The sequence below is a fragment of the Kribbia dieselivorans NBRC 106261 genome, from assembly GCF_001552435.1.
In the GTDB taxonomy this organism is placed as follows: Bacteria; Actinomycetota; Actinomycetes; order Actinomycetales; family Dermatophilaceae; genus Kribbia; species Kribbia dieselivorans.
Map to the genome: position 1 here is coordinate 1 of NZ_BCRE01000270.1, position 2,294 is coordinate 2,294.

Consider the following 2,294-nt stretch of genomic DNA (forward strand, 5'->3'; position numbering starts at 1 on the left):
TGGCCACCTCGGCGGCGGGGGTGCCCGGCTGCGCCGCGGGGGTGCCCGGCTGCGCCGCGGCGGTGCCGGTCATGACGGTCCCCGCCACGATGATCGAGCGTCCCGCGGACATCCCCGCCGCGTCCCCGACCACGTCGAGCGAACTGCCCTGCAGCGCCGAGGGATCGGGCCCCTCGACGACGGTCAGCGGGCTCGGCGCCGCCCAGACGGTCACTCCGCGTGGGTCATCGAAGTCATGCGCCTCGCCGGTCAGGGTCAGGCGGGTGACCTTGCCGGAGACGGCGAAGTCGCTGCGGGAGAGCTCGGCCCGCTCGGAGACCCGGTAGAGCTCGCGGTAGAAGTTGTCGCCCTCCCGGCTGACGACGACCCAGTCGCCCTTGACGACCTCCGGGTGGGCCCCGTCGAGGTCGATGGTCAGGTCGCTCATCGCGGTGAAGCCCGGCCACTCGCCGGGGGGCGTGAGGACGCCCGAGTAGTCCTTGCGGAACTGCTCGCTCATCGCCTTCCACTTCGGCGCGTTGTGCCCGTAGACGCTGAGCCGACGGCGCAGGACGAACGCCTCGGGGGCGTCAGCCGGGTTGTTCGGCGGGGTGTACGACCCGAGGCCCCGGTCCCACGTCACCTGCGTCACCCCCCGGACCCGGTCGATGTCGATCGCGGTGATCAGGCGCACGTCCCACCGGTCGCCGACCAGGTCGTTGCTCGCGAAGAGGATGGCGTCCCCCAGCGCCAGACCGAGCTCGGTCCCGGCCAGCCAGGCATACGTGTGCCCGAAGGTCGGTGGGTGGGGCGCGGTGTCGACCACGCGCAGGGAGTTCCACTCCGGCCGCGCCTCGATCTCCTCGACGGTCTCGAACGTCTGCGGCCGCTCGCCCGGACCGGGCACGCTCTGCACCCGCAGCCGCTCCGGCAGGGTGACGACCGTCGGCACCGCCGGCGGCGCCAGCCCCGGGTCCGTCGAGGTGACGACCACGGTGGTGGGCCGCTCCAGCGAGAAGGCCAGCCACGTCTCCGCGGCCACGCCGGGCGCCAGCCGGTAGGCGACGAGCCGGCCGAGCTCCTGCAGGGAGGTCCGGTCCACGGCGGTGCGCAGGAAGGACTCGTTCGCCAGCCGCTCGGTGTAGAAGGTCAGCACGTCACAGACCACGGCGAAGGCGTCGAGCAGCGCGATGCTCGGGTCGTCGGGCTGCCGGGTACGCAGGTGAGCCAGCGCCGGGCGGTCCGCTCGCGTCAGGCCGGCGATCAGGCGGGCCAGCACGTCCCCGTGGGTGCCGCTGCGATACGCGATCTCCGCCAGTCCGGGCCGGTTGAACGGCGCCTGGCCCGACCTGCCGAAGGCCATGCCCGCGGCCGCGCCGGAGCAGCACCCGCACGTGTCGGCGCTCATGACCCACCTCCGAAGCTCAGCTCGAGGACCCCGCGCTCGGGGAAGGTCCGGTCGTCGTCGAGGCGGGCGATCTCCAGGCGGCCCATGCGCAGCACACCATCGGCGATCCCGCTCGTCTCGGGTCGGCGCTGCCGCTCGAACCGCAGCACGGTGACCGACTGCACGCCGGCGAGCGCGTGGACCGCGGCGTGCACGTCGGAGAGGTAGACCGGCTGGCCGAAGGTCAGGTTGTCCGGGTGGAACAGCCCCCGCCGGCCGTCCGGCAGCACCCGGTCGGAGAGCACGTCACGGACATCGCGTGCCACGTCCGCCCGGAAGTAGCCGGGCAGCACACAGATCCTCAGCGCGATGTCGAGCGGCACGAAGACCGGGGCGTCGACCTCGAGGTCGTACCCGGCCATCCGGAAGCGCTCCAGCCAGCCGCGCACCCCGGCCTCGAAGGCCGCGTCCACCGGCCGGTCACCGAAGCGGTCCGCGGTGACGAAGACCGTGTGCCACGACCCCGTCCAGCGGAAGGTCGCGGCGGCCCGCTGCACCTGTCCGAGCCGCTGCGTGACCTCGCCGTAGTCGAGCTCGGTGACCGCCCGCTGCTGCACGGCGATCGCCGCGGGGGCATCCCGGCGGATCTCCTCGGCACTCTGGGGGTCCACGCCGCCGGAGGCCGGCAGCGGGTTGCCCACCCCGGTGATCCCCCCGACCGTGGTGACCGCGTGGACGATGGTGTCGCGCCCGACGTTGCCCGCCGCGCCGTGGCCCACCCGGTAGGTCGCCGTGAACGCCGTGCCCGGCACCGGACGCTGCCCGTGCACGTCGTCGCCGAACCGCAGCAGGGCCGTCCCGTCGTGCTCGGTCTCGACGACGAACGCGTGCGCGCTGCGCGGGCTGCCGAGCAGGTCGGGCAACGGCT

At 73.8% G+C, this 2,294-nt stretch carries 2 protein-coding genes; both read right to left on the reverse strand.

The window, feature by feature from the left end; translation table 11 throughout:
• A partial coding sequence (locus tag KD1_RS15745; RefSeq protein WP_217995917.1) for a hypothetical protein occupies positions 1 to 1,387 on the reverse strand: 1,387 nt, incomplete at its 3' end.
• Positions 1,384 to 2,294, reverse strand: a 911-nt coding sequence (locus tag KD1_RS15750) for a putative baseplate assembly protein (RefSeq protein WP_157073423.1), incomplete at its 5' end; no start/stop codon positions are given. The genes KD1_RS15745 and KD1_RS15750, both read right to left, overlap by 4 nt.